A 25326-nucleotide genomic window follows, 5' to 3' on the forward strand; every position below is an offset into this window, starting at 1 on the left:
GCATACATGCCGTATGACCAAATAACCGCTCTCGCGAGCGGCCTTTCTCCCCCCTACTATACGCCAAAAGCTGGAGATGAACCAGCCGCCCCCTCTCTTTCGCTTGGCGCAGAATGTGCCGGCTCCCTCCAAAATTGTGGTACACTATAGCAATCACGCTCTCCGCAGAAAGGGTCGTCATCGATGCATAACCTCGGGCAAATCGCGCTTCCGCTGGCCCTCGTCGCTTTCTTCATGTACCGGCGCGTCCGCCGCACGGTCGGCTTCCAGCCGTACCGCCCTCGCCGCCTGCGCGTACGGATCGGCATCTTCTCGGTCATCGGCGTTCTCCTGATCGCGCTCGGCTTCCTGCACCCGGTCGTGCTGGCCGCGGATGCGGCAGGCATCGCCTGCGGCGGGGTTCTCGCCTGGTTCGCGATCCGCCACAGCCGCTTCGAGATGCGGGGCGCGGAATTGCATTACCGGACGCACGTCGTCATCGAATCGGTCGTCATCGCGCTGTTCATCGGCCGAATCGCCTACCGCTTCCTCATCCTCGCGAGAAGCGCCCCGGCCGTCGCCTCGAACGACCCGAACGACTTTCAGCAGTTCTCGCGGGATCCGTTGACGGCCGCGATCTTTTTCGTGCTGATCGCCTATTACGTCGGTTACTACGTCTACGTGCTTCGCGCGGGACGCAAGAACATCGGCGGCTAACGCCGCATGGCCGGAGAGGAGCGCGGGTCGTGAGAACGGCAGATCAAGTCAAACGCAAATACAACGAGCTGGCCGCCCGCAAGCAAGCGCTGGACGCGAAGCGGTCCGGCGCTGCGGGCGAGACGGAACAGGCGCAGTTGCAGACGCTGGCGGAGCGCCTGGACGAGCAGATGCTGCTGCTCGAATGGGTGCTGAACGAGCCCCTCGGCAGCTACCACGGCTGAGACCGAACGCCAAGAGGCTGACCGATCGCGGGGAGATCCCTTCCCGACCGGCCAGCCTCTTTGACGTCTTCTCGCCTATTCGAACCCGTAGAACGCCCGCGCGTTCGCGTCCAAGATCCGGCCGACCGCCTCGGTCGTCAGGCCTCTCAGCCGGGCAATCTCGGCGGCCACGTCCGCCGTCATGGCCGGATGCGTCTCCCGCCCGGCGTAAGGTCCCTCGAACGGCCACGGTCCGTCGGTCTCGGCCATCAGCCGGTCGAGCGGCACGACGGACGCCAGCGTCCGAATCTCCTGCTCGTAGGCGACGTCCGGCGTCACCGAGACGTAGTAGCCTTCCGCGATGAGCCGCGCGACCGTCGCCGGGCTGCCCTTGAACCAGTGAAAGTGCGCCCGGCGGACGCCGCGGCGCGCGAGGATGTCCAGCGCCTTGTCGGCGTCTTCGTACACGGCGTGCAGCGCGATGGGACGGTCCAGCTCCGCCGCCAGCGCGGCGAAGCGGTCCAACTGCCGCACGTACGGCGCCTCGTCGAAGGCTTCTCCCCGTTCTTCCGCCTCCGTCCGCGTATAGTAGGGCAGCCCGACCTCGCCGATGGCGAAGGGCTCTCCGACCGCGTCGCGCGCGCGGATCCAGGCGCACAGCGCGTCCAGCGCCGCTTCGTTAAGCGCGGACTGCTCCGGATGATGGCCGTAGGCGGGCATCACCCGGCCGGGATGGCGGCTCGCCCACGCCCGGTTCACCGCGCACGAGGAGGCGTCCATCGACACGGCGACGACGCCCGCGACGCCCGCCGCGAACGCTTCGGCGAGCAGCGATTCCCGTCGCGCCTCCGGATAGCCGTCGAGATGCAGGTGCGCGTCATACGCCATGGGCCGCGCCCCTCCGGGCCAACAGCCCGAGCACTTCCTGCTTGAGCTCCACGAAGTCGGGCTCCGTCCACACGTCCGCGCGCCGCGGACGGGCGAACGGGACCTCGATCTCCCGCAGCACGCGCGCGGGCGCGGGCGACAGCACGTAGATGCGGTCCGACAACGTCAGCGCTTCCTCGATGCTGTGCGTGACGAACAGGACGGAGCGCCGCTCCTCCTCCCACAGCCGCAGGAGCCAAGTCTGCATCTCCGCCCGCGTGAGGGCGTCCAGCGCCGCGAACGGTTCGTCGAGGCACATGACCCCGCGCGGCATGAGCAGCGCCCGCAGGAACGACACGCGCTGCTGCATGCCGCCGGACAGCACGTGCGGATAGGCGCCCGCGACGTCGCCGAGGCCGATCCGTTCGAGCCACTCCTCCGCCAACGCCGCCGCCCGCCGGCGTTCGATGCCGGCGGTGACGAGCGCCGACGAGATGTTTGCGGCCACCGACAGCCACGGGAACAACGACGCCTGCTGCGGCATGTAGCTGATCTGCCCGCGCCGGCCGGTCGTCTCCTTCCCGCCGATCGAGATGCGTCCCTCGTCGGGTCGCTCGACGCCGCCGATCAGCCGGAACAGCGTCGACTTGCCGCTGCCCGAAGGACCGAGCAGCGTGACGAACTCTCCTTCGCCGACGGTCAGCGAGATGCCGTCCAGCACGGGATAGAGCCGGCCTTCCCGGACGTAGCGCTTGCGGATGCCTGCCAGCACCAGCTTCCCGGGCGCAACGCTGTCGTTCATGACGCCTTCCCTCCTTCCGCCGCGGCCGGCCGGCCGGGACGCCAGCGGATCGCGAGCCGCTCCAGCAGCACGGCCAGCCCGTAGAACGCGAGACTCAGCGTCACGATGCAGACGATCGCCGCGAAGACGCTTGTCGTGTCATAGCCTTTCGATTTCAAGACGAGGTAATGCCCGATTCCCTCGCTCGCCCCCAGCCATTCGGCCACGATCGCGGACGTGATGCTGTAGGTGGCCGTGATCTTCAATCCCGAGAACAAGTAAGGCAGCGAAGCGGGCAGCTCCAGGCGCCGCAGCACCTCGAGGCGGCTCGCGCCGATCATCGCGAGATACTCCCGCAGATGAGGCTCCGCCTGCCCGAGACCCGCCAGCATCGACCAGGCGATCGGGAAGTAGCAGACGAGCGCGAGGAGGATCAGCTTCGGCAGGAGGCCGAAGCCGAACCAGATGATGAGCAGCGGCCCGAGCGCGATCAGCGGGATGTTCTGCGTGATGATGATGATCGGGGATAAAGCCGACCGCACGCCGGGAATCAGATGAAAGACGATGGCGGAACCGATGCCGAGCGCGATGCCGAGCCCGATCCCTTTCAGCGCCAGCCGCAGCGTCGACCAGGTCTGATCCAGGAGGCGGGGGCCGTCTTCGGCCATCCGGCGGGCGATGTCCCACGGCGCGGGCAGCGTGTAGCGGGCGATGTCGAACGCCATGCAGCACGCTTGCCAGAGCAGGAGCAGCCCGATCAGCGTGCCGGCCGGCAGGAGCGTTTTGCGCCACGCGTTACTTGCCATCGGGGTACTTCTGCAAGAGTCGCGCCATCGAGGCGTTGTCGCCTCCGTCTACGAGCAGCTTGACCTGCGAGAGGACGGACGGGCTGCCGAGCTCGAACATCGCCAGGTTCATCTGCTTCAGAATGTCGAGCAGCTGGTCGAAGTCGCCCTCCATCGTCGTCTCGAGCGGCCCTACGCGGTAGGAGACGCCGGAGGATTTGATGATCTCGATCGCGCGATCGACGTACAGGTGCGTATCGTCGCCCGGCTGAGCCGGCTTCGGCAGAATTTGAACGCTTAACAAAGCTTGTGCCATGGAAAAATTCCTCCTCGATCAGTCGCGTTGGTTGGTGGTAGATGGATCGGGCTCGCCGAGCTGCACGGCGCTAACCGGCGGCTCGGCGAACCCCTGGTTCGGCCGTGATTCCGGGTTTCCCCTCCTCCGCCGGACGGTCGTTCTTCCTTACTGCGGCAGGAATTCGTTCGTGAACATCGCGTCGTAGTCGAGATCCTTGGTCAGCAGGCCGTTCGTTTTCAGGAACTCGGCGTAGCCGGACCATACCTCCCGCTTTTGCTCGCCCCAGCGCGGCGCGTCGTCCTTGTACTTCGGGCTGAGCCATCTCTGGCTCGCCTTGACGAGGTCCGCGTTCAGGTCGGGATTCGCCTTGAGCAGGATATCGGCCGCTTCGTCCGGATGGTCGATCGCGTACTGATATCCTTCCGCCGCGCCTTCCACGAACGCCCGCACAGCGTCGGGTTTGTCCTTGATCATCTTCTCGCTCGTCGTCAGCACCGGCGTGTAGTAATCCAGCTTCTTGTCGAAGTCGGACAAGTACACCATGTTCAGCTTGATGCCGCGCTGCTCGGCCTCGATGCCGGTCCAGGCGTAGAAGATCCACTCGAAGTCGATGTCCTTCTGGATGGCGGTGAAGAAATCGGCCGTGCCCGCGTTGACGAACTTCACCTTCTTCGCGTCCGCGCCCTGCCCCTTCATCATCGAGCCGATGACGGCCTCCTCGGCCGGAGAGCCCCAGCCGCCGTACGTATGGCCGTCGAAGTCCTTCGGCTCCTTGATGTTCTTGTCCGCGGGGGAAGCGAAGCCCGACGTGTTGTGCTGGATGATCGCCGCCAGCGACACGATCGGGATGTCCTGCTCCCGCGCCAGCGTCAGCCCTTCCTGCGCGCCTACGCCGAATGCCGCCGCGCCGCTCGCGACCATCTGATCGGCGCCGCTCTCCGGCGGCTGGACGATCTCGACGTCGAGTCCGCGCTTCTTCCACAGCTCCTGCGCCTCCGCCACGTACAGACCCGTGTGGTTCGTGTTCGGCGTCCAATCCAGCACGACCTTCACCTTGCCCAGATCCTTGGCCCCTTCCGGCGAAGCCTGCCCCGATGCGGAGGCCGTCGCGCTCGGCGAAGCCGCCGCGGAGCCGCCCCCGTTCTCTCCCCCTTCATTCCCGTTGCCGCCGCAACCCGCCAAGAGGAGCAGCGCCGTTACCGCCGCTATTCCTTTGTTGCGCCACGCTTTTGCTTGTCCTGCCATCTGCCTCTCCCTCTCTGGTCCCCCTGCCGAATCGACAATGAAAAACGCCCCCCGGAACGGAGGGCGTCCAAATACAAGCATGGACAAAATGACGCGAAAATAACTCGCGCGCTCCCGCCTTCCTACGCTGGCATTAACCAGATCAGGTACAAGGGTCTGCATCGTCGTACGGGATGCACTCTCAGCCGGCCTTATCCAGCTCCCCCGGGGTTTGTTCGATTGTCGTTTCAGTGGTCCTTGATATCGATTCTCATTATAGCAGAAGTTTCCGACCTGTCTACCCTTTCTTGCGGCCGAGGTCCGCCTCCGCAGCTTCGTCCGACCGGCCGAACGCGGACTTTTTCCTGCCCGAACGGGACGCGCAGGAATATTTTCGCTCTTGTAGGGGAACAATTGTTCGTAGTATGATTTAAGAACAGATGTTCCTATTTTCGGGAGGCGAAGCCATGCCGGAGAGATACGTCGGCCGGACCGTCGAGATGATCTATCTGGACCGTCAAGGGCGAATCACGCAGCGGATCGTTCAAGTGCGCCGCATCCAAGGCGGCCGGGTGCTAGGTTGGGACGTGAACAAACGCGCGCCCCGCTCGTTCGACGCGGACCGGATTCTGGCCGTCCGGACGGTGCCGCGCCATGTCTCCTGAGGAGCGGCGCGGCGGGGCTGCCGTTCGCGCCGCCCCCGGAAGGCGACCCGGCGCTCTCCCAGGCGCCTCTCGGCGACTCCCGCCCATGCTTGCGGCAGCTCCGTCCTTGCGCTCCCGGGCGCTTTGGGGCGACTCCCGTCCATGCGTTCCGCCGCTTGCGTTGCAAGCGCCCATAGATGCAGAAGAAGGCTGCCCTCGGGCAGCCTTCTTCGCGTTTCCGGTCAGGTGGGAGGCGGCTCCTGAAGCAGCCTGGAGATCTCCCCCATATATTTGGCCAGCCGGACGCTGATCTCCGCCCGCATCACCTCGCGGACGATGCCGAGGCGCTCCTCGTAACCCCGGCAGATGTACCGGTGGTACACGACCAGGTCCACCTGCTCGTCGCCGACGATGCGGATGCTCCGCCTGCTCAGCTCCCTGCGCAGTTCGTACAGGTCCCGGCTAATGTGATTCATCAGCACTTGGGCGGACAGCAGGTACAAGCGCTTCAGGACGCCCGTGGAATTCCGCATGTCGTCGATGCCCTTTTGCACCATCGTCATCATATGCGGCAGCAGCACGTAATCGCGGATCAGCGTCAGCTCCTCGGGCGTCGGGTGGCCGCTCTTCTTCGCCGTCTCGCCCCGTCCTTCGTACTGCTCCTGATGCTCCGTGAGCAGCATCTTCGACTGCCAGCGCCCGTTCCCCTGGAGTTTGCTCACTTGTAGTGGCCCCCGATCTGCGCGGCCCGTTCCCGGGCGACGCCGGATCGGAGCAGGGAGGAGGCCCGCATGAGAGCGTCGCTCCCGTAGCGGTCCTTGATGACGTCGGTCGCCTTCTCCATCCGGTAGGCGGCGGAACGGTCCTCGAACAAGGTGAGCTGCAGGACGTCGTCATCCGACAGCTCCGTCAGCGTAATGCTGAGCCGGCCGACCGGCAGCCCCGTCCAATGCTCGACGAACAGCTTGTGCGCGGCGGCCGCGATCTCGTGCGTCAGCGAGCTCGGCTGAGGGAGCGTCGCCTGCCGGCTGAACCAGGACGAACGTTCCCCGTCCGTCTCGGCAGCCGCCACGGCTACGACGCGCCCCATATAGCCGTGGCGCCGGCTGCGGCGGCACACCTCCACCACGAGTTCCAGCAGCACCACCTCGATGTCCTCGAGCTTGCGGTACAGGTGGCTGCGCAGCGCCTTGCCGTGACCGACGGACTTCAGCTTGTTGCGGATGCCCGGCACGACCGGACTGGGATCGATGCCCCTCGCCGTCTGCCAGTAATATTCCGCCTGAATGTCGCTCTGCTTGCGCATCTCCCGGCGCATGCGCCGCTTGAACTCGCCGAGCTCCAGGCGGGCGATGTCCCCGATCTTGGCGAGGCCCATCCGCGTGAAGTGGCGCGTCATGCGGGAGCCCACCATGAACATCTGATGCACCGGCAGCGGCCAGAGGTCGGCCTCCAGCCGGTCGAAGGGCAGCGCGAAGATGCCGTCCGGCCGCTTCTTCGCGAAGTTGTCCGTCGCCATCTTCGCCAGAATTTTCGTCGGGCCGATCCCGACGCGGGACCACACCCCCGTCGACACCTGGACATGGGTCTGAAGCTGGCGGGCGATCTCTTCGGGCGAACCGTAGGAAGAGATGGAGCCCGTAATGTCGAGGAACTGCTCGTCGATGCTGTAGGGCTCGACTTGATCCGTGACCGACTCGTAGATCTCGGTGATCAGCAAGGAAATGGAAATGTACGTCTGCATCCGCGGCCGAATGACGACGAGATCGGGGCACTTGGCGAGCGCCTCCCCGACCCGCTCCGCCGTCGTGACGCCGCGGGCCTTCGCGATCGGGCAGGCCGCCAGGATGATGCCCGACTTCCGGGCGGGATCTCCGACGGCCACCGGCTTGTCGTGCAGATCGGGACGGGCCGCCTTCTCGACCGAAGCGTAGAACGACTGGCCGTCGATGAGGAAAATGCTTCGTTCAGGCGCCATGGCGCATCACCCGCCGCGCGCGGATCCCGCCGGCCGTTCGGGGGGCCGACCTCTTCCGCCCCGGGACGCCGCCCGGGCTCGTGCTGTTCATTGCGCCGCTCCAGCCGCGCGTATAAGTGTCCAACGGCATGAAGTCGCCTCCCTTTTTATCGAACGTTTGTTCTTATCTTAATACGAACAATTGTTCCCTTGCAAGGGTCAAAATATTCCGGTTCGCCGCCCAGATTCCTCCGCCTCCGCGAAGGCGTCCGCGTGCGTTATAATGGGGAAAAGGCGAACAGGCACGGACAAGCCGGCAAAGGAGGCATTTCTTCTCATGTGCGGACGCTATACGATTACGATCCTGCTCGAAGAGCTGATCGCGCGCTACTTCCTGGACGAGGAATCTTCGTCCTATCGCGGGCCCCGCTACAACGTGGCGCCGGGACAGCTCGTCCCCGCCGTCGTGAGCGACGGGCGCCGCAACCGGCTGGGCGAACTGAAGTGGGGGCTCGTCCCGCCCTGGGCCGACGACCCGAAGGTCGGGAACAAGATGATCAACGCCCGGGCCGAGACGGCGCCGGAGCGCCCGGCCTTCCGGAACGCGCTCCGGAGCAAGCGCTGCCTGATCCCGGCGGACGGCTTCTACGAATGGCGGAAGACCGCGGACGGCAAGCGGCCGATGCGGATCGGCCTGCGCGGCGGCGGCCTGTTCAGCCTCGCGGCGCTCTACGAGACCTGGGTCGCGCCCGACGGGTCCAAGCTGCACACGTGCGCGGTGCTGACGACATCGCCGAACGCGCTGATGGCGGACATCCACGACCGGATGCCGGTCATCCTCCGCCCGGAGGACGAGGCGCGCTGGCTGGACCGCCGCATCCAGGACCCCGCGCCGCTCCTCCCCTTGCTCGTCCCGTATCCCGCGGGCGAGATGGCGGCTTACGAAGTCGACCCCCGCGTCGGCAACGTCGCCAACGACGACCCGGCTTGCATGGCGCCGGTGGGCGGAAGCGGGCAAGGGACGCTTTTCTGACGGCCATGCGCCTTCTTTCGATCTCGGGCAACCTCTTGCCCCGCATGCCAAAATGGCTTTCTCGCCCCACCCATCGAAGGGGTCGGGAAAGCCTATTTGGCGAGAAATTCGATCGGACGAAAAAATGCGATTGACTGTTAGTAACCATCGGTTATAATATGACCATTGGTTACTAATTGAGACGAAAGGAGCGCGCCGCATGCCCACCCGTCAGAAACTCCGCTCGGAGGAGACGAAGCAAGCGATCTTGTCCGCCGCGGGCAAGCGGTTCGCCGAACGCGGATACGAAGCCGTCACGATGAGAGAAATCGCCAAGGAAGCAGGCTGTTCCCACACGACCATCTACATTTACTTTAAAGACAAGGAGGAATTGCTGCACGCGCTCTCGATGCCCTCGCTGTCGGCGCTGAAGGATCAATTCGACGCCTTCCTGCTCCAAAGCGACGGGTCGCCCGAATCCAAGCTCAAGGATATGAGCATGGCGTTTATCCGATTTTGCCTGCAGAACAAAACGATGCACGCCTTGTTCTTCCTGACTAAGAGCACGAGCGTAGAGACCCCTGAGCCGGGGCTCGCGATTAACGAACTTCGGATCGCGCTGTTCGGCCAGATTCGACGCCAACTGCAAGCCTGCCTGCGGATAGAGGCCCAAGACCGCCGCTTGTTGGCTTACGGCCGGATGTATTTCTATATGCTTCACGGCATCGTGAGCACCTACACGCATGCCGAGGAGCCCGTGCAGGCACTGGTAGAAGAACTCGGCGCGACGTTCGAGGAGGCTTTTGCAGTGCTGCTCGCCGGCATGCGTGCCCAAATGACGAATGGAGGTTGACCGCCAATGAAGCTGACCCGTATCTCGGATCATATCTGGAGCCTGCGGCTGTGGATGATCATCCCCGTCCAGGTATGGCTTGTGAAGGACAAGGACGGCATCACCCTGGTAGACGCCGGGATTCCGATGATGGCGAAAGGCATCCTGAGAGGCATCGAACAGCTCCAGGCAGGACCCTTGCGGCAGATCGCATTGACGCACGGGCATGCGGACCACGTGGGCGGATTGCCCCGGATCTTGGAAACGAATCCGGTTCCGGTGCACGCGCATCGGATCGAGATCCCCTATATCGAGGGGGAGCTCCCTTACCGCGCGGGCAAGCGGACCGTCGCCGTCCTACCGAAGGGGGCGACCGTGGCGCTCCGCGAAGAGAATCCGGGACAGCTGTCCCCGATCGGCAGCCTGACGCCTTATTTTACGCCGGGGCATTCTCCCGGGCACGTCGTATATTACCACGAGGAAGACCGGGTGCTGCTCGCCGGCGATTTGTTCGCCTCGAGGCGGGGCCGCTTGCGCAAGCCTCTCTTCACTCCGGACATGACGGAAGTGCTGCGGAGCAGCGCCGTCGTCGGCACGCTGAAGCCCGTCCGTCTGGAGGTCTGCCACGGCGGCGGAGTCCTCCGCGCCGCCGACCAATTGGAGGCATACATCGCGAAGGAAGCGAAGTCGCACGCCGGGAAGGCAAAGCTCGGCGCTCGCCCGCCGCGTTAACGGTAGCTTTTCACCGTCATTTGATGGAGGCTCTTGAACTCGTAGCCCTGCTGCCTGGCGGCGTCGATGATCTTGCCTAACGCGCGGGCGTTGTCGCTCGAGACCGAATGAAGCAGGATGACGGCGCCCGGGTGAAGCTGGCTCATCACGCTGTTGTAGGCGAAGTCCATCCCCTTCTGCTGCTTCACGTCCCAGTCTTTGTAGGCGACCGACCAGAACACGTTCGTATAGCCGAGCTCCCGGCAGGCGCCCAGCATGCGGTCGCCGAAAATGCCCCGCGGAGGACGCACGAACGGCATCTCCTGCCGGCCGGTGACCCGGGCGACCGCCAGCCGGACTTTCTCCAGCTCGTCCTTGATCTGGCCGGCGGACAGCTGCGTCATATCCGGATGGCTCCAGGAATGATTGCCGACGATGTGCCCTTCGCCGGCCATGCGCTTCACCAGCTCCGGCTGATCCTGGACGTAGTGGCCGGTGACGAAGAACGCCGCCGGGACGCGCTTTTCCTTGAGCAGATTGAGGATGTCGGCCGTAAAGCCGTTCTCGTACCCGTTATCGAACGTCAGATAGAGTTCTTTTTTTGCGGTGTCCCCTAGAAAAATGGCTTGGTGCTTCTGCACGACGCTCATGAAGCCTTCTTCGGCGATCGAGGGAAGCTGCCCGTTCTTGCTCTTTTTGAACCCGAAATGGTAGGGCTCCGCGCCTTGCGCGAAGGCCGGGACGGCGCTGCACGACAACCAAGCGAGGATCGTCAGCAGCATGACGATTTTTTTCATCGCGTTTCCCTCCTATGCTGTAGATGTTCCTATCCGAGAGGGCCGGTCGCTTGCAGCCGAATGAACAGGTCTTGATCGGATGTAGGGTGTACCTGCGCTGGGATTCTTATGCACCCGCCTCCCCCGCGAGAGGGCCGGCGGACCGCGCCGGGACGTACCGATCCCCTCCGGAAAACGCCGCGCCGGCAACGACGAACAGAGCCGCTCTCCCTGCGCCCGGCAGGAAAAAGCGGCTCTTCGGTCGGTGGTCATTCGGTCGGTCATTTGGCCATTCGGCCGATTCGCGGTCATTCGGTCAGTCGTCGTTCATTCGATCGGTTCTTCGGCCGATCGACGGCATCGGCGACGAATCGTCAAGGCCGCGCGACCTTGACGAATCGCGGCCGATCCGCCCGAACGGACGGCGCATGCCGCCCGTCGGAGCTTAGCGGAACATCGCCCACAGACGAATGAGGTGCAGCGTATTGTTCGGATCGATCTTCTGGGCGATCACGAAGTTGACCAACTGATCTTCCTGCACGTCCGTCAACGGCTCGTTCAGAATCCGACCCGCCGACTTGACGAGGCGCTTGACCTTCGCCCGATCCTGCAGATCGTACTTGTTGACGCCTTCGAGCTGCGCTTTGATCCTGTCCTTGGTGGCGGGGTTCTTCATCTTGAACTTCACGCGTTCTACCAACTCCGGCCTGATGCCGAACTTCTGCCAGCTCATCGCGGTTCACTTCCCTTCGGGCACTCTTCTCCTATCCTATGCCGGAGAGGGCGCGAAATGTCCCTGCGGACAGGCGGCGAATTTGATCCGTAGCGACAGGCGGGCTCCAAAAAAGAAACCCGCCGGCCGGGAACGGCCGAACGGGTTTGTCGCTTGATGACGATGGCTGCCGACAGGAGGGACCCGCATTCGGGCAGCGCGAGGGTTCGACCCCACCCGCCGCTTTTTGAACAGGACGGGTTCCTATCCATGCCCAGCCTAGTCCAGCGGCTCCCCGCTGGCGAGCGCCTCGCGCTTCAGATGGTCCCGCAGCCCGGCGTAGGCCGGGGAGGACCAAAACGCGGGCTCCGCGGTTAACGCGGCCGCGTCGTCGCGCGCCTGCTCCAGCACGGCGAAGTCGTTCAGCAGATTGGCGAGCCGGAAGTCCGGCACCCCGCTCTGCTTCGTCCCGAAAAACTCGCCGGGCCCCCGCAGCTCCAGGTCGCGGCGCGCGATCTCGAAACCGTCGTCGGTGTCGGTCATCGCCTGCATCCGCTCGAGCCCGTTCTCCGACTTCGGGTCGGCGATCAGCACGCAGTAGGACTGATGGTCGCTCCGGCCGACCCGGCCCCGCAGCTGGTGCAGCTGCGACAGCCCGAACCGGTCCGCGTCCATGACGATCATGAGCGTCGCGTTCGGCACGTCCACGCCGACCTCGATGACCGTCGTCGATACGAGTACCGTCGTCTCCCCCGCCGCGAACGTCGACATGGCCGCATCCTTCTCCGCTGACGCCATCCGCCCGTGCAGCAAGCCGATCTGCAGGTCCGGCAGCGCCAGCCGCAGCGTCATGTGCAGGTCGATGGCGTTCTGGACGTCCAGCTTCTCCGACTCCTCGATAAGCGGACAGATGAAGAACGTCTGCCGGCCCAGCTCCGCCTCCCGCCGGATGAAGCCGAGCACGCGGTCCATCTTGTCGTGCTTGACCCAATAGGTCTTGATCGGCTTGCGCCCCTTCGGCCGCTCCTTGATCGTCGACACGTCCATGTCGCCGAACACCGTGATCGCGAGCGTCCGGGGGATCGGCGTCGCCGTCATCATGAGCACGTCCGGATTCAGCCCCTTGCGGCGCAGCACGCTGCGCTGGTTCACGCCGAACCGGTGCTGCTCGTCCGTCACGACCAGGCCCAGCCGGCGGAAGAAGACGTCCTCCTGGATCAGGGCGTGCGTGCCGATCACGATGTCGATCATCCCCATCTGCAGAGAGGCGAGAATGTCCCGGCGCTTGCGGTCGGTCATGCTGCCGGTGAGCAGCGCCGCCTGGATGCCGTGCGGCTCGAACAGCCGGCCGAGCGAACGGGCGTGCTGCTCGGCCAGAATCTCCGTCGGCACCATCAGCGCGCCCTGGCAGCCGTGGCGGACCGTCGCGTACAGCGCGACCGCGGCGACGACCGTCTTGCCCGAGCCGACGTCTCCCTGCAGCAGCCGGTTCATGGCGAACGGCTGCTTCATGTCGTGCGTAATCTCGTTAATGACCTGCTTCTGCCCCTCGGTCAGCTCGAACGGAAGCGCGGCCGCGAAAGCGCGAATCTCCTCGCCGCTGATCTTGTGGGCGATGCCGTCGGGCGCCTTCCGGTTCAAGGCCCGGTAAGCCTGCAGCTTCAGCTCGAACAGGAACAGCTCCTCGTACACCATCCGCCGGCGGGCTTCCTGGCCTTCGTGCGTGTTCTCCGGCCGGTGAATGCGGAGAATCGCCTCCCGGCGCGGCATCAGATCGTGCCGGTTCAGCAGCTCGGCCGGCAGCAGCTCCGGGATCATCGCGCCGTATTCGACGAGCGCGCGGTCGATCTTCTGCCGCATCCAAGCCTGAGTCAGGCTGCCGGCGACGGAGTAGACCGGCTGGAGCGTGCCCGAACGGCCGCCGCCGCGATCGGGGAACTCCGACTCCGCGACGGTCAGCTGACGCCGGCGCTGATCCCACTTGCCCGTCAGGATGATGTCCCGGCCGACCTCCATCTGCTCCTTGAGGAAGGCGCGGTTGAACCAGACCGCCGTAAGCAGCAGTCCTTCGACGGTCACCCGGCAGATCAGGCGCGACTTCCCGCCGAACCGCTGCAGCGAAGGATGCGCCGCGATCGTCCCTTGGACGGTGATCTTCTCCCCGTCCTTGACCTCGTGCAGCGCCCGGACCCGGTAGTCCTCGTACCGGAAGGGATAGTATTCGATCAACTCGCCGACCGTAGAAACGCCCAAGGCGTGAAGCTCTCCCGCTTTGGGAGCGCTCACGCCTTTCATGGACGCGATCGGGATGGCAAACAAATCTTGAGTCATGTCAATCCGCTCCGCTCGCCCCGCTCGGCGCCGGTTGGTTAAACCGACCCCGCGGGTAGTACAAATATGCCGACTGTTCCCGGCCCCGTGTGCGCACCGACCACGGAGCCGATCTCCGAACGATGGAACTGCCGGACGCCGAACTTGCCTTTCAACACTTCGATCAGCTCATCGGCGGCTTGGGTGTCTCCCGGCGTATCGACGGCGATCAGATCGATGGGCCCTGCGCCGAAGTCGGCTTCGATCAGCTCGATGATGCGCGCGAACGCCCGCTTCTGCCCCCGGACCTTGTCCACCGGATAGATGACGCCATCGCCGCCGATCGTCAGAATCGGCTTAATATTGAGCAAGGTGCCGAACAGCGCCGCCGCCTTGCCGATGCGTCCGCCGCGCTGCAAGTATTCGAGCGTGTCGACCAGGAAGTAGAGCCGCATCTCCCGGCGCAGCCGCGCGATCTCCGCGACGATCTCGGCCTTGGACGCCCCCTGCTTCGCAAGCTCGGCGCTCTTCACGACGAGCATGCCGTAACCGTAGGACGCCGATTTGGAATCGATCACGGTGACGTCGCCTTCGCCCTCCAGCATCGACTGGGCGATCAGGGCCGACTGGTACGTGCCGCTGAACGCGGAAGACAGGTGCACCGAGATGACCGTCTTCCTTTCCGCGATAAGCCGCTGGAACACGGCCAGGAAGTCGTTCGGCGAAGGCTGCGACGTTTTCGGCATGCCGCCGAAGCCTTTTAATTTCTCGAAAAATTGCGCGGGCGAAAGCGTTACGTTGTCCAAATAACTCTCTTCGCCGAAAAGCACTTGAAGCGGCACCATCTCGATGCCCAGGCGCTCCCGAATCTCGCTTGGAATATCCGCCGTACTGTCCGTTACCAGAACGATCTCGCTCACGGGCGGTCTCCTCCCTTTCTCCTCATTGCTCTACCAAGATCAGATACGGATACAAGGGCTGACCGCCTGCATGGCTCTCGACTTCGGCGTCCGGATAACGCTCGGCGAGCCAGGCCAGCACGTCTTGCGTGTCCGTCTCGTTCGCGTCGGCGCCGCCCAGCACCATGACCGTCTCCTCGCCGGAAGACATCATCTGCGACAGCAGCGCGCGCGTCGCTTCGACGACGCTGTCCGCGGCGGCGACGATCTTCTTGTCGAGAATGCCGATGTGCTGCCCCCCGCGAATCTCGACCCCGTCCATGACGGTATCGCGGACCGCTTGGGTGACCGATCCGGACAGCACGCGTTCGATCGCCTTGCCCATCCGGTCCTCGTTGAACGCGGCCGTCTGCTCCTCCTGGAAGACCAGCATCGCGGCCATGCCCTGCGGGATGCTCCGGGTCGGGACCACCGTTACCGGACGCTCCGCGAGCTCCTGCGCCTGCTTGGCGGCGAGCAGAATGTTCGGGTTGTTCGGGAGGACGAAGATATGCTCGGCCGCGAGCGACTGAATCGCCTGCATCAGATCCTCCGTGCTCGGATTCATGCTCTGGCCGCCGGAGATGATGACGTCGACGCCCAAGCTCCGGAACAACTCGGCGTTGCCTTCCCCGACGCTCACCGCGACGACCCCGAACGGCGCCATCTCGTGCGCGAGCGGGTGCGCCTCTTCCGCAGGCGGGGCGGACGCCTCCCCGGCGAACGCTTCGGTCAGCGGCGGAATGCCGGACGCGGCTTCGATCCCCAGCGCCTCCGGCTCCTCCGCATAGATGGAAGCGGCAGGCTTGCCGGACTCCGTCTCCGGGCGCAGCAGGTCGCGATGCTGATCCTGCATGTTGAGAATGTGGAAGTTCGTGAGCTCCCCGTAGGTCAAGGCGGCGTTCAGCACGTCGCCGGGACGGCGGGAATGCACGTGAACCTTGACGATATCGTCGTCGGCGATCAGGATGATCGAGTCGCCGTCGCGTTCCAGCGCCTTGCGGAAGGCGGCTTCCGGGAACGGAGCGTTCGCGGAAGGCCGGCGGATGAAAAATTCCATGTCGTACGGGAAGCGGATCGACTCCGTCGCGAGCTTCGATTGGGCGGCGGCTCTGGATGGCGGCGCGGATGCGGCCGCGGCCGTTGCCGCCGCCGTCGCCGGCGCGACGGGCGCCTGCGCGGCGAAGGGAGCTGCCGAAGACGCGAACGCCGGATACGCCGAAGTTCCCGCGTTTCCCGGCCAAGCGACGGTCAAATACTGCACAAAGCCTTCATATAGGAAGACGAGCCCTTGCCCGCCCGAATCGACGACGCCCACCTGCTTCAGCACCGGCAGCATGTCGGGCGTGCGCGCGAGCGTCTCGGCGGCTTTGGCATGAACCTCGGTCATCCATTCGATCAGATCCTCCGTCTTGCGGGAGATCGCCAGGCCGTGGCGGGCGGCTTCGCGCGCCACCGTCAGGATCGTGCCCTCCACCGGCTTCACGACCGCTTTGTAAGCGGTATCAACTCCCTGTTGGAGAGCGGCGGCGAACCCGGACACGCCGAGTTCCCGCTGTCCCGCGACCGCTCGGGCGAATCCGCGGAAGAGCTGCGAGAGGATAACCCCCGAGTTGCCCCGCGCGCCCATGAGCAATCCCTTCGAGAGCACTTCGGCCGCGCGGCCGATCTCCTCCGAAGGTTTATTCTTCAATTCGGCCACGCCGGCCGACATCGTCAAATTCATGTTCGTGCCCGTGTCCCCATCCGGTACCGGGAACACGTTCAGCGCGTTGATGAGCTCCGCGTTGTGCGAGAGCCGCTCCGCGCCGGTCAGCACCATCGCCGACCAGTCCGTTCCGTTCAAATTGCGCATCGTCAATGAAAATGTCCCCTTTTTGAAGGCGTAATCAAGCGTTACCTCTTCCGTAACGCTCGATCGGCCAAGGTGCGATCGGATAAAGTAATTGCCGTAGATGTTGCGTCCGGTCGTGCCTAGCGGATAACGCGTACGCCCTGAACGAAGATGTTCACGTGATCGACTGCGAGTCCGACGACTTCTTCCAGTACGTATTTGACTTTGGATTGAATGTTGTGGGCCACTTCCGAGATCTTCGTGCCGTAGCTCACGATGACGTATAGGTCGAGATGCAGCTCCTCGCCCTCGCGACGTACTTCGACCCCTTTAGACAAGTTCTCCCGGCCGAGCAGCTCGGCGATACCGTCTTTCAATTGCTTGCGGGAGGCCATGCCCACCAGTCCATAACAATCCATCGCCGCCGATCCCGCGATGACGGAGATCACTTGGTCGGCTACATCGATCTTTCCGTTTTCCGTCGCCAGTTGCATAGGCATGGAAACTCACTCCTTTATGGTTCTATTATGGACCATACCTCATTGTACTATAAAGCGATCCCAAGTTCATCCGGTTGCGAAGTCCGGCGGCGGTTCAGGCAGACATTCCGGTTGGTTAGAATGATACCGTATAAGAAAGGATGCGGTCAAACACGCGTTCCCAAAATCTCGACGGCATCCTCTTAAAAACGCGCAAGGGGCGTTTCGAAGAGCGGGAAGGGACCCGAGGGAGCCCGGGACTCCCGGAGACGCCCCGCCTATCGCTCGGCGCGCTTCTACTATAATGGGAGTATACGACGCCGGGCAACGGCAAAGAACCCCTCCGCATCCCTGCGGCCAAACAGCGGTCGCTTTTCCGCCTTCCTCGCGATCCGTCGGCGCGGATGCCCCAGCGGATCGCGAGGAAGGCGGCAGGCGTCACGGGCACGGGGCTTCGGCTTGCCGGCAGCGTTTTCGTTCGTCGCATCGCGCCGTTTCCGTTTTTATCGTCATTTCCGCGCCATCCCTTTAGATGCCGCCGCGGAAGCCGGTTGACGGCGCCTCGCCCGTCTCCTCCATCCGCGTACGATTCGCATGCGCGATAAAAACATCGCGGCGAAGCCGATTTAACCGATTGCAACGCTCTAGGCCGTATGCTATGATATTAGAAGTGTCTGCAAGGTCTTGGTAGGGAGGTGGATTTTAATGGCTCGCAAATGTTATATCACGGGTAAGAAACCGAGCTCCGGCAACAACGTGTCGCACGCCAACAACCACAACAAGCGTTCGTGGGGCGTCAACGTACAGAAGGTTCGCATTTTGGTGAACGGCAAGCCGAAGCGCGTATACGTCAGCACACGCGCCCTGAAATCCGGCAAAGTAACCCGCGTATAATTCCGCTGCGTTCGCGGCGCATGACAAAAGCACCTGGAGCTCCAGGTGCTTTTTGTTATGGTCGTGCTGCGTTTGCGTTCGCCCATCGGTCATGCTTGCTTATGCGTGCAAGCGGCTTCCCGGCAAAGCCGGCGCCTCCGGGAACCGCGGGTCCCTCGGGAGGCGTCAGTTCTTCTGAAACGTGTTCAAGATCGCTTTTACGAATCCGCCCAAAAACTTCGGCAGCTTGATGGTGTAAAACTTCATCGTCCCCACCCTCCTCCGGTCGAATGCCTTCGCCGCTCACGCATGCATACGGCCGCGCATCTCCACCCCGCATGCGCCGTTGATTCATGTGTATGCGGGCGAGGCGTTGTCCTAGACCGGAAGGGGCCGGCGAAAAATTCAGACCGCGGACGCCGCCTTGAGCGCCGCGATCGCTTGGGCGCGGTCGGACTGCGCGAAGATGTAGTTGCCGGCGACGAGCGCGTTCGCGCCCGCCTCGGTCACCCGCTTCGCCGTCTCCGCGTTGATCCCCCCGTCCACCTCGATATGGGTCGCGGACAGTCCTTTGGCGTTCAGCGTCTCGCGCAGCGTTCGGATCTTGTCCGGCATGGCGGGAATGAAAGATTGTCCGCCGAAGCCCGGATTGACCGTCATGATCAGAACCAGGTCGAGATCCTCCAGCACGTAATCGAGCACGGACAGCGGCGTATGCGGGTTCAAGGCGACGCCAGCGGCAAGCCCGAGTTCCCGAATCGCGTGAATCGTCCGGTGCAGATGCACGCAAGCTTCGGCATGAACGGTGATCCGGTTCGCGCCCGCCGCCTTCAGATCCGCAAACAGCCGCTCCGGCGTGTGCACCATCAGGTGAACGTCGAAGGGAAGTTCCGTATAGGGACGGATCGCCGCGACGATCGGCGGACCGAACGTCAGATTGGGGACGTACTGCCCGTCCATGATATCGATATGAATCCAGTCCGCGCCGGCCCGCTCGGCGTCTCGGATCTCTTCTCCGAGCCGGGCGAAGTCGGCCGACAGGATCGAAGGTGCGATAATGGCCATCGTCTAATACCTCCGTGCTTTCTCTTTCCATTCGGTCATGAATTCCGTGTAGTGCCGATAGCGGCTCTCCGCGATCTCCCCGCGCGCTCTCGCCTGAAGGACGGCGCAATGCGGCTCATGGGTGTGCGTGCAGCCGCGGAACTTGCAGCCGGACGCGAGCGCCCGGAATTCGCGGAAGCACGAACCGATCTCCTCCACGCCTAGCTCCTGAAAGTCCAGTTGGCTGAACCCCGGCGTATCCGCCACGAAGCCGCCGCCGGGAACCTGCACGAGCTCGACGTGGCGGGTCGTATGCTTCCCGCGTCCCAGCTTCTCGCTAATCTCGTTGGTCTCCAAAGCGAGCCCGGGGACGAGCGCGTTGAGCAAGGAGGACTTGCCGACGCCGGACTGGCCGGCGAACACGCTCACGTGGCCGTGCAGCTCCGCGCGCAGCAGGTCCAGTCCGTCCTGCCGACGCGAGCTGGTCACGATCACCCGGTAGCCGACCGATTCGTAGAGCCGGCATGCCGCATCCACGTCGCCGCGGATGCGCTCCGCTTCGTCCGCCCCCTCGAGAGCGTCGGCCTTCGTCAACACGAGCAGCGCGTCCAGACCCGCATGCTCGATATGCACGAGAAATTTGTCGAGCAGCTGCAGATTCAGTTCGGGCCGAATGACGGAGAAGACGAGCACCGCCAGGTCCGCGTTCGCCACCGGCGGCCGGATGAGCGCCGTGGAGCGAGGCAAGATCTCGTCTACCGTGCCTTCGCCGTTCTCCGTCTCCGCGAAGGCGACCCGATCGCCGACGAGCGGCGACTCGCCGCGCTTCTTGAAAATGCCCCGGGCGCGGCACTGCACCCTCGAGCCCCCTTCGTCGCCCTGCACGTAGTAATATCCGCTAAGCGCCTTTACGATCGTGCCTACGGGCATGTATGGTAATCCCCTTTGCTCATTGTCCGTTGTTCCCCTGGTCCGCATGGTCTGTGAAGCCATTGAGGTCTTGATTCTCTACGGTCCCGGGATCCGGCGTCTGCGTAGGTTCGGGCGTCATCGCCGGCACGTCGTCGTACGGCACCGGGATGGCGTCGTAGTACTGATCGTCCCGGAAGACCGTAATTTGCCCTTGCTCGCCCGGCGAGAGCACGAGCGTGACCGGGATCGTCGTCGTGGCGCTGATCTTTTTCGGTCCCCAGACGACGCGATTGTCTCCTAGCGCGTCGGTGACGAGGATCTTGATCGAGCTCGTCTTCCCTTCGACCGGGGAGACGGTCACGTTCATCGGCTTCTGCTTGGCGTCCGCCGGATAGCCGCTGCTGATATAGATGGTGACCTCGGTTCCCGCCTGCACCGTCTCGTTCTGCTCGGCCGGGAACTGCCTGAACACCTTGCCCTTGGTCGCGTAGCTCGGCTCCTGAATGATCTTGTCGTCCGGCAGCTTCAGGTTTTTCTTGAGCAGCGCGGCCTTCGCTTCGGAGAGCGACATGCCGATCAGATTCGGCATCGGGAACGACTCGGGTCCCTTGCTGACCGTGAGCGTGACCGTATCTTTGGCCGGATCGAACAATTCGCCCGCGGGCGGCGTTTGATCCAGCACCGTTCCCGGCTCGCTCTCATTGTCGAACGCTTCATCCTTCTTGACGCTGCCCTCAGGCAGGCCGAGGCCCTTCAGGATCGCGACGGCGTCGTTGTACGATTTGCCCTTCAGCGATTCCATGGTCGGCAATTCCGGTCCGGTGCTCACCGTCAGCGTGACCGAAGAGCCTTCCTTGACGGACATATCCTGCTTGGACTGCCGGATGACGTGGTTCTCCTCCACCTCGGCGCTGGCTTCCATGATGACCGGATCGGCCACCTTCAGCCCGGCTCCCTCGAGCTTCACGCGCGCCGCTTCGAGCGTCTCGCCGACGACGGTCGGCACCTGCACGTCCGACGGGCTCAATTGGCCCTTAAGGGCGAACACCGCCCAGACGAGAATGCCGATCAGCACGGCCGCGAGAATCCCGAAGACGGTCGGCAGCACCCAGCGCTTCTTCCGCTTCGCCGGTTCCTGCTCGTCCCACCGTTCGCCCTCCGAGCCCTTCTTCACGATCGTCTCGTCGCCCGACGTGCCCATATTCGGCCGAATGGCCGGGATGACGCGCGTGTGCTCTTCGTCGTCCGCGTCGCCGCCGAATTGCGCCCGCGGCTCGTTCAGCCGCTGCGGCTGCAGGCTCGTCTCGAGGTCCGCCAGCATCTCCTTGGCGGAGCTGTAGCGCTCCTGCGGATTTTTCCGCATCGCCCGGAGGATGATGTTCTCCACGCTCTGCGGGATGCTCGGATTCACGAGACGCGGCTCCTCGAACGGCTCCTGCAGATGCTTGAGCGCGACGCTGATCGGGCTCTCGCCGAGGAACGGCAACCGGCCCGTCAGCATCTGGTAGAGCACGATGCCGAGCGAGTAGATGTCGGACTTCTCGCCGGTCGTCACGCCTTTGGCATGCTCCGGTGAAAAGTAGTGGACCGAGCCGACCACCGAACCCGTCTGGGTGATCGTCGAGGACGTCACGGCGCGCGCGATGCCGAAGTCGGTGACTTTGACCCGCCCGTTGTTGCCGATCAGGATGTTATGAGGCTTAATATCGCGATGGATGATCTGGCTGTGATGCGCATGGTCGAGCGCGTCGCAGATCTGGCTCGCGATGCGCACCGCTTCCGCCGCCGGCAGCGGCGCGCGGTCCCGGATGATCTCGTTCAGGTTGGCGCCGTCGACGTATTCCATAATGATATAGTGCGTGTCTTCCTCTTGGCCGACGTCGTAGATGCTGACGATGTTCGGATGGGACAGGGAAGCCGCGGCCTGCGCCTCGCGGCGGAACCGCCGGACGAATTCGTCGTCGTGCATGAACTGCTGCCGAAGAACCTTGACGGCCACGAACCGGTTCAGCAGAATGTCGCGCGCCTTGTAGACGAGAGCCATGCCGCCGCCGCCGACGCGGCTCACCATCTCGTAGCGTCCGCTGAGCAGATGTCCGATCATGGGGTCCCTCCTTCCGCCGCGGCGCCGGCAGATGCGTAATCGATCAGGGCGACGGTCACGTTGTCATAGCCGCCGGCGGCAAGCGCCAGCGCGATGAGCCGGTCGGCCGCCTCGTCCAGGTCGATGTCCGTCGCGGTCAAGGTGTCCAGGATCGTCTCCCGCTCGACGAGATTGCTGAGCCCGTCGCTGCACAGCAGCAGCCGATCGCCGGGCAGCATCTCGATCCGCAGCACGTCGACCGCGACGTCCCGGTCCGTGCCGAGCGCGCGCATCAGGACGTTGCGGCGGGGGTGGTTCGCCGCCTCTTCGGGACTTAGCTGCCCCGACTTGGCGAGCTCGTTCACGAGCGTATGATCCTCGGTGAGCTGCTCGATCGCGCCGCCCCGCACGCGGTATACGCGGCTGTCGCCGATATGGCCGATCAAGCCGTCCTTCTCGTCGATCAGGGCGATGATGACCGTCGTGCCCATGTTGTGGTATTGCGCATGGCTCTCCGCCGCTTCGAATACGGCGGTATTCGCCTTCAGGACCAGCTCCCGCAGCTTGCCCTCGCTCGCTTCGGCGGACAATGCCGCGTCCCAGAGGGAGAGCGATTGGGACAAGCTGTCGATGGCGATCGTGCTCGCCACGTCCCCGGCGTTGTGGCCGCCCATGCCGTCGGCAACCGCCGCCGCCGTCAAGCCGCCGGACACCGTGCCGATCCAGGCCCGGTCCTCGTTCACTTGACGGACTCTTCCAATGTGGCTTCTAAGCGCCGTTCTCAAACGCATCACCTCGCCTGTGTCTCCATATGCTTCGCCCGCAGCTGGCCGCAAGCCGCCGCGATATCGTGTCCTTGTTCCCGCCGGATCGTAGCGTTAATGTTTCTGCGCTCCAGGATGCGGTGGAACTCGAAGATGTCGTCTCTCGGCGTCCGCACGTAATCGCGCTCGGGCACGTAGTTGACCGGAATCAGGTTGACGTGGCACAGCATGCCTTGGAGCACCTTGGCCAGCTCCTCCGCATGCTCCGGACGGTCGTTCACGCTGCCGATCAGCGCGTATTCGAACGTGATGCGGCGGCCCGTCTTCTCGATATAGTAGCGGCACGCGTCCATCACTTCCTCGAACGGGTAGCGCCGGTTGACCGGCATCAGCTTCGAGCGCAGCGCGTCGTTCGGCGCGTGGATCGAGATCGCGAGGTTGATCTGCGTGTTCTCGTCCGCGAACTTGATCATGTTCGGCACGATGCCGCTGGTCGATACCGTGATGTGCCGCTGGCCGATGTTCAGTCCCTTCGGATGCGTCATCTGCCGCAGGAACGTCAGCGTCGCGTCGTAGTTCTCGAACGGCTCGCCCGAGCCCATGATGACGATGCTGGATACCCGCTCGCCTTCGGGGTCGAGCAGTTGCTGCGCCTTGACGACCTGGGCGACGATCTCCCCGGCCGTCAGGTTGCGCTTCAGGCCGCCGAGCGTGGACGCGCAGAAGGTGCACCCGATCCGGCAGCCGACCTGCGTCGTGACGCAAACGCTGTTGCCGTAATTGTGGCGCATGATAACCGTCTCGATCGCATGGTTGTCCGCCAGACCGAACAGGAACTTCACGGTTCCGTCCTTGGACTCCAGCTTGGTGATCTCGGTCAGCGTGACGAAGCTGAAGCCGGCCGCGAGCTTCTCGCGCAGCAGCTTGGGCAGGTTCGTCATCTCTTCGAAGGAGCCGACGCGCTTCACGTACAGCCAATCGTAGATTTGGCCGGCGCGGAAAGCGGGCTCGCTCTGCTCCTTGACCCAATTCTGCAGCTGCTCTAGCGTATAGTCATAAATGAAAGGCTTCCCGTCGGCGGGAACGTAATCTTTGTTTTTTAACAATTGAAGTCACCACCATTCGCTCTATTTTACCATAAACGCCCCTCCCGCAGAAGATTCGCAGGTTCGGCCTTATTTGCGTCGCATGCGGGCGATAAAAAACCCGTCGCTCCCGAATTGCTGCGGCAGCAGCTGGAGCATGCCTTCGAACGGCTGCGGCAGGACGCCGGCTTGGTTCAGCGGCGCGAGCGTCTCTTCCGGCCATGCCGGATCCAGCGCGAAATCCGGAAACGCGCGGAGAAAATGGCGCACCGTCTCCTCGTTCTCTTCCGGCGCGATCGTGCAGGTGCTGTACACCAGCGTGCCGCCCGTCTTCACCATATCGCCCGCCGAGGCCAGCAGCCTGCGCTGCAGGGCGGCCAGGCTCGCGATGTCCTCGGGCTGCTTGTTCCATTTGATCTCGGGCTTGCGGCGGATGACGCCGAGCCCGGAGCAAGGCGCATCCAGCAGCACGACGTCCATCGAACGCGCCGGCAAACGTTCGGAGAGCGTCTCCGCGTCGCCGACCATCGTCGCGACGTTGCGGAGACCAAGCCGCTCCGCCTGCTCCCGGACGAGCGCCTCCTTGTGGGCGTGGACGTCGTTGGCGATCACTTCGCCTCGTCCGTCCATCCGTTCCGCCAGGTGCGTCGACTTGCCGCCCGGCGCGGCGCAGCAGTCGAGCGCGCGCATGCCGGGCTGCGGATCGCAGACGGCGGCGACGAGCATCGAGCTCTCGTCCTGTACCGACAGCAGGCCTTCGGCGAACCACGGGGTCGCCGCCAGGCTTCCCGCCCGCGACGCCACGATGCCGTCGGCCGACAGCGGAGACGGCTTCGCGTCCAAGCCGGCTTCGGCCATCCGCGCGAGCAGCGTCTCCCGCGACGCGCGGACCCGGTTGACGCGGGCGGAGGCGTGCGGCGGCGCGTTGCCCGCCGCGCATATCGCTTCGGCGACCGCTTCGCCGTAGGCGGCGAGCCAGCGCTCGACGAGCCAGCGCGGATAGCTGTGGGCGAGCGCGATCCGCTCCGCCGTCGGCAGATCCGGCGGCAGCGCGGTCGCGACGCCTTCGCGCAACAGGCCGCGCAGCACGCCGTTGACGAGGCCGGCGATGCCGGCATGCCCGCGCCGCTTCGCGATGCGGACGGCCTCGTCCGTTACGGCGTGGGCGGGCACGCGGTCGAGCCAGCGCAGCTGGTAGTAGCTCATGCGCAGCAGGCAGCGCACCCAAGGCTCGACCTTGGCCGGCCAGCCCTTCACGCGCGCGGCGAGCACATGGTCGATCGTGCTCAGCCGTTGAATCGTCCCGTAGACGAGCTCGGTCGCGAGACCGGCGTCGGCCCGGGAGAGCCCGGCGTCCGTCAGCGTACGATTCAGCTCGAGGCCGCTATAGGCGCCCTTCTGCTCCACGCGGAGCAGCACCTGGAGCGCCGCCTCGCGCGCGGTGGCCGGCTGCTTGCGCGCAGCGGGCGCAGGCGCCGGGCGCCCAGCGGGCGCGGGCGCAGGCGC

At 64.3% G+C, this 25326-nt stretch carries 28 protein-coding genes and 1 riboswitch; of the genes, 7 read left to right on the top strand and 21 right to left on the bottom strand.

All coding sequences use genetic code 11. The annotated features are described in order from the left end of the window. Positions 1-183 precede the first annotated feature (183 nt). Together H7C19_RS33055 and H7C19_RS33060 are read left to right on the top strand one after the other, a co-directional pair. On the top strand, positions 184-696 hold the full coding sequence (locus H7C19_RS33055) for a CcdC protein domain-containing protein (protein WP_185673351.1): 513 nt from the start codon (positions 184-186) through the stop codon (positions 694-696). Positions 697-725: 29 nt separating this feature from the next. Continuing rightward, positions 726-920, top strand: a complete 195-nt coding sequence (locus tag H7C19_RS33060) for a hypothetical protein (protein WP_185673352.1) — start codon at positions 726-728, stop codon at positions 918-920. Positions 921-995: 75 nt separating this feature from the next. Here the strand turns inward: H7C19_RS33060 and H7C19_RS33065 are convergent, their stop codons facing one another. The 5 genes from H7C19_RS33065 to H7C19_RS33085 form a co-directional block, all read right to left on the bottom strand. Further along, positions 996-1787 (bottom strand): TatD family hydrolase, encoded by a 792-nt coding sequence (locus H7C19_RS33065; RefSeq protein WP_185673353.1) that lies wholly within the window; start codon positions 1785-1787, stop codon positions 996-998. After that, positions 1777-2568: an ABC transporter ATP-binding protein gene (locus tag H7C19_RS33070; protein ID WP_185673354.1), complete on the bottom strand. Its 792-nt coding sequence runs from the start codon at positions 2566-2568 to the stop codon at positions 1777-1779. The genes H7C19_RS33065 and H7C19_RS33070 overlap by 11 nt, the downstream gene beginning before the upstream one ends. Continuing rightward, positions 2565-3353, bottom strand: a complete 789-nt coding sequence (locus tag H7C19_RS33075) for an ABC transporter permease (RefSeq protein WP_185673355.1) — start codon at positions 3351-3353, stop codon at positions 2565-2567. Before H7C19_RS33075 ends, H7C19_RS33070 begins: the two co-directional genes overlap by 4 nt. Beyond that, complete coding sequence (locus H7C19_RS33080; protein WP_185673356.1) at positions 3343-3648, bottom strand: thiamine-binding protein; 306 nt, start codon at positions 3646-3648, stop codon at positions 3343-3345. Before H7C19_RS33080 ends, H7C19_RS33075 begins: the two co-directional genes overlap by 11 nt. A 147-nt stretch (positions 3649-3795) precedes the next feature. Then, positions 3796-4875: an ABC transporter substrate-binding protein gene (locus tag H7C19_RS33085; protein ID WP_185673357.1), complete on the bottom strand. Its 1080-nt coding sequence runs from the start codon at positions 4873-4875 to the stop codon at positions 3796-3798. A 102-nt stretch (positions 4876-4977) separates the two neighbouring features. Continuing rightward, positions 4978-5091: riboswitch (TPP riboswitch) on the bottom strand. Between the two features lie 230 nt (positions 5092-5321). Here H7C19_RS33085 and H7C19_RS33090 point away from each other — a divergent pair. Continuing rightward, positions 5322-5519: a hypothetical protein gene (locus H7C19_RS33090; RefSeq protein ID WP_185673358.1), complete on the top strand. Its 198-nt coding sequence runs from the start codon at positions 5322-5324 to the stop codon at positions 5517-5519. 221 nt (positions 5520-5740) lie between these two features. Here H7C19_RS33090 and H7C19_RS33095 read toward each other — a convergent pair whose 3' ends face one another. The 3 genes from H7C19_RS33095 to H7C19_RS33105 are packed head-to-tail and all read right to left on the bottom strand — an operon-like array spanning position 5741 to position 7606. Further along, entirely contained in the window at positions 5741-6220 is a 480-nt protein-coding gene (locus H7C19_RS33095; RefSeq protein WP_185673359.1) for a YhjD family protein, read from the bottom strand. Beyond that, positions 6217-7476 (bottom strand): DNA polymerase IV, encoded by a 1260-nt coding sequence (locus H7C19_RS33100; RefSeq protein WP_185673360.1) that lies wholly within the window; start codon positions 7474-7476, stop codon positions 6217-6219. The genes H7C19_RS33095 and H7C19_RS33100 overlap by 4 nt, the downstream gene beginning before the upstream one ends. Further along, positions 7466-7606, bottom strand: coding sequence for a hypothetical protein (locus H7C19_RS33105; RefSeq protein ID WP_185673361.1), 141 nt, complete (start codon positions 7604-7606; stop codon positions 7466-7468). Before H7C19_RS33105 ends, H7C19_RS33100 begins: the two co-directional genes overlap by 11 nt. 186 nt (positions 7607-7792) lie before the next feature. Between H7C19_RS33105 and H7C19_RS33110 the strand changes: the two genes are divergently transcribed. The 3 genes from H7C19_RS33110 to H7C19_RS33120 all read left to right on the top strand — a co-directional run bounded on the left by H7C19_RS33110 (position 7793) and on the right by H7C19_RS33120 (position 10031). Then, the gene (locus H7C19_RS33110) at positions 7793-8488 is read left to right on the top strand and encodes an SOS response-associated peptidase (protein ID WP_185673362.1); all 696 of its coding nucleotides are present in this window, start codon (positions 7793-7795) and stop codon (positions 8486-8488) included. A 199-nt stretch (positions 8489-8687) separates the two neighbouring features. Continuing rightward, positions 8688-9320 (top strand): TetR/AcrR family transcriptional regulator, encoded by a 633-nt coding sequence (locus H7C19_RS33115; RefSeq protein WP_185673363.1) that lies wholly within the window; start codon positions 8688-8690, stop codon positions 9318-9320. A 6-nt stretch (positions 9321-9326) separates the two neighbouring features. Next, positions 9327-10031 carry an MBL fold metallo-hydrolase gene (locus H7C19_RS33120; protein WP_185673364.1) on the top strand — a complete coding sequence of 235 codons (705 nt, stop codon included), beginning with the start codon at positions 9327-9329 and terminating at the stop codon, positions 10029-10031. Here H7C19_RS33120 and pdaA read toward each other — a convergent pair. The 6 genes from pdaA to H7C19_RS33150 all read right to left on the bottom strand — a co-directional run bounded on the left by pdaA (position 10028) and on the right by H7C19_RS33150 (position 17080). Then, entirely contained in the window at positions 10028-10807 is a 780-nt protein-coding gene (gene pdaA, locus H7C19_RS33125; RefSeq protein WP_185673365.1) for a delta-lactam-biosynthetic de-N-acetylase, read from the bottom strand. The genes H7C19_RS33120 and pdaA overlap by 4 nt on opposite strands. Before the next feature lie 424 nt (positions 10808-11231). Beyond that, positions 11232-11519, bottom strand: coding sequence for a stage VI sporulation protein F (locus tag H7C19_RS33130; protein WP_185673366.1), 288 nt, complete (start codon positions 11517-11519; stop codon positions 11232-11234). 258 nt (positions 11520-11777) lie between these two features. Next, positions 11778-13829, bottom strand: a complete 2052-nt coding sequence (recG, locus tag H7C19_RS33135; protein WP_185673367.1) for an ATP-dependent DNA helicase RecG — start codon at positions 13827-13829, stop codon at positions 11778-11780. Positions 13830-13867: 38 nt separating this feature from the next. Next, entirely contained in the window at positions 13868-14728 is an 861-nt protein-coding gene (locus H7C19_RS33140) for a fatty acid kinase binding subunit FakB (protein ID WP_185673368.1), read from the bottom strand. Positions 14729-14750: 22 nt separating this feature from the next. Further along, positions 14751-16607 (bottom strand): fatty acid kinase ATP-binding subunit FakA, encoded by a 1857-nt coding sequence (locus H7C19_RS33145; protein ID WP_185673369.1) that lies wholly within the window; start codon positions 16605-16607, stop codon positions 14751-14753. A gap of 113 nt (positions 16608-16720) precedes the next feature. Beyond that, positions 16721-17080, bottom strand: coding sequence for an Asp23/Gls24 family envelope stress response protein (locus tag H7C19_RS33150; protein ID WP_185673370.1), 360 nt, complete (start codon positions 17078-17080; stop codon positions 16721-16723). A 684-nt stretch (positions 17081-17764) separates the two neighbouring features. Here H7C19_RS33150 and rpmB point away from each other — a divergent pair. Further along, entirely contained in the window at positions 17765-17953 is a 189-nt protein-coding gene (gene rpmB / locus H7C19_RS33155) for a 50S ribosomal protein L28 (protein ID WP_185121791.1), read from the top strand. 165 nt (positions 17954-18118) lie between these two features. Here rpmB and spoVM read toward each other — a convergent pair whose 3' ends face one another. The 7 genes from spoVM to rsmB form a co-directional block, all read right to left on the bottom strand. Then, a complete protein-coding gene (spoVM, locus tag H7C19_RS33160) occupies positions 18119-18199 on the bottom strand; it encodes a stage V sporulation protein SpoVM (RefSeq protein WP_010345573.1) in 81 nt (26 codons plus the stop codon). Between the two features lie 138 nt (positions 18200-18337). Next, a complete protein-coding gene (gene rpe, locus H7C19_RS33165; protein WP_185673371.1) occupies positions 18338-18997 on the bottom strand; it encodes a ribulose-phosphate 3-epimerase in 660 nt (219 codons plus the stop codon). Positions 18998-19000: 3 nt separating this feature from the next. Next, positions 19001-19906 carry a ribosome small subunit-dependent GTPase A gene (gene rsgA / locus H7C19_RS33170; RefSeq protein ID WP_185673372.1) on the bottom strand — a complete coding sequence of 302 codons (906 nt, stop codon included), beginning with the start codon at positions 19904-19906 and terminating at the stop codon, positions 19001-19003. A 19-nt stretch (positions 19907-19925) separates the two neighbouring features. Further along, a complete protein-coding gene (gene pknB / locus H7C19_RS33175) occupies positions 19926-21992 on the bottom strand; it encodes a Stk1 family PASTA domain-containing Ser/Thr kinase (RefSeq protein ID WP_185673373.1) in 2067 nt (688 codons plus the stop codon). Next, complete coding sequence (locus H7C19_RS33180; RefSeq protein ID WP_185673379.1) at positions 21989-22762, bottom strand: Stp1/IreP family PP2C-type Ser/Thr phosphatase; 774 nt, start codon at positions 22760-22762, stop codon at positions 21989-21991. The genes pknB and H7C19_RS33180 overlap by 4 nt, the downstream gene beginning before the upstream one ends. Beyond that, positions 22762-23841, bottom strand: a complete 1080-nt coding sequence (gene rlmN / locus H7C19_RS33185) for a dual-specificity RNA methyltransferase RlmN (protein WP_185673374.1) — start codon at positions 23839-23841, stop codon at positions 22762-22764. The genes H7C19_RS33180 and rlmN overlap by 1 nt, the downstream gene beginning before the upstream one ends. 69 nt (positions 23842-23910) lie before the next feature. Further along, positions 23911-25326: 16S rRNA (cytosine(967)-C(5))-methyltransferase RsmB (rsmB, locus tag H7C19_RS33190; RefSeq protein WP_281385099.1), on the bottom strand; the 1416-nt coding region annotated here is incomplete at its 5' end.

The sequence above is a fragment of the Cohnella nanjingensis genome (genome assembly GCF_014212125.1).
GTDB lineage: Bacteria > Bacillota > Bacilli > Paenibacillales > Paenibacillaceae > Cohnella > Cohnella nanjingensis.